The organism is Haliea salexigens DSM 19537 (assembly GCF_000423125.1).
Lineage (GTDB): Bacteria > Pseudomonadota > Gammaproteobacteria > Pseudomonadales > Halieaceae > Haliea > Haliea salexigens.
Genome location: NZ_AUHJ01000070.1, coordinates 1 through 1,424 on the forward strand (window position 1 = coordinate 1; position 1,424 = coordinate 1,424).

The window sequence follows — 1,424 nt, forward strand, 5'->3', positions numbered from 1 at the left end:
TGGACGTGAAAATTGGGGGCCCATAAAAATCGTCTTGTTCTGCATCGGACAAGATTTGAACACGTTCTTCATATGCCATACGTTTAGCCTAAAAATGTAGTGGTTCAATGATTTTGGACACGCTTTTAGGTGGTAGCCTACCACCGATGGAGGAGTGTTCAGATGCGTACGAGACGTACTTTTACCCGAGAGTTCAAACGAGAAACTGCCTGCTTGGTCTTGGATCAGGGATTCAGTGTTAAAGAGGTCTGTGAGCAGTTTGATCTTCAGGATGGTGCGCTACGGCGCTGGGTTAAGCAGGTTCAATTTGAGCGTAACGGTGGTGTACCAGAAACGGCGGCACTGACTCCGGAGCAGCAGGAAATTCAGGCCCTCAAGGCCAAGATCAACAAGCTTGAGCGGGAGAAATCGATCCTAAAAAAGGCTACCGCACTCTTGGTATCCGACGAGATCGATCGTTCGCACTGATCGACGCGCTGAGAGTGCATTTTAGGGTCAACGAGCTGTGTGAAGCGCTGGCCATCAACCGGTCCAGTTACTACGCATACAAAGCAAGAAAGCGGAAACCGGATGTGAAGCGAATCAGATTACGCATCAAAATCATGGAGCTCTTCAACGACTCCCGGGGCTCTGCTGGCAGCAGGACACTGAAGGATCAAATGAACGATGCCGGCTTCCCTATCGGTCGGTTCAAAGTCCGCAGCCTGATGCGCGAAGCAGGATTGAAGTCTCGCCAACCAGGGCCCAGTCCTTACAAGAAATACGGGCAGGCCCGCGTTGATATACCGAATCTTCTCGATCGCCAGTTCGATGTGCCAGAGCCAAACAAGGTTTGGTGCGGCGACATCTCCTACGTTTGGGCTGGTGATCGTTGGCACTACTTGGCGGTCGTGATGGATCTATGTACTCGTCGCGTCGTGGGATCAGCGATTAGCGACAAACCGAATGCCCAACTCGTTATCGACGCGCTAGAAATCGCTCTTGAATCACGTGGTTACCCCAAGGGCCTGATGTTCCATTCTGATCAAGGCAGCCAATATGGCAGCCGGCGCTTCCGGCGTGTTCTGTGGCGCCACCGAGTTCAGCAAAGTATGAGCCGGCGTGGCAATTGTTGGGACAACTCACCGATGGAAAGACTGTTCCGAAGCTTGAAGTCGGAGTGGGTGCCACCACTCGGATACAGAAGCCTCGCTGCAGCGAAGGCCGACATCAACGATTACTTTATGCGGTACTACAACTGGCGACGACCACATGCTGCCAATGGCGGGGTATCACCGGGAGTGGCTGAGAATCAGATTAATTTGGTGTCCAAGATTGCTTGACCACTACAAAAGGCCAAATCTTAACCAAAATTGGTGTAAATATGGACTTCAGAAAAAGCAATCCCCTCTTGGAGGCCCCGGATGGCGGGGCTTTCGGCGATT

The 1,424-nt window shown here is 52.0% G+C and carries 1 protein-coding gene; it reads left to right on the forward strand.

Annotated features, from left to right (window positions below; genetic code table 11):
* Positions 1 to 162 precede the first annotated feature (162 nt).
* A protein-coding gene (locus tag G533_RS24355; protein WP_144079973.1) for an IS3 family transposase occupies positions 163 to 1,322 on the forward strand; the annotation gives its coding sequence in 2 pieces (ribosomal slippage) (positions 163 to 415 and positions 415 to 1,322; 1,161 coding nt in all).
* Positions 1,323 to 1,424 lie beyond the last annotated feature (102 nt).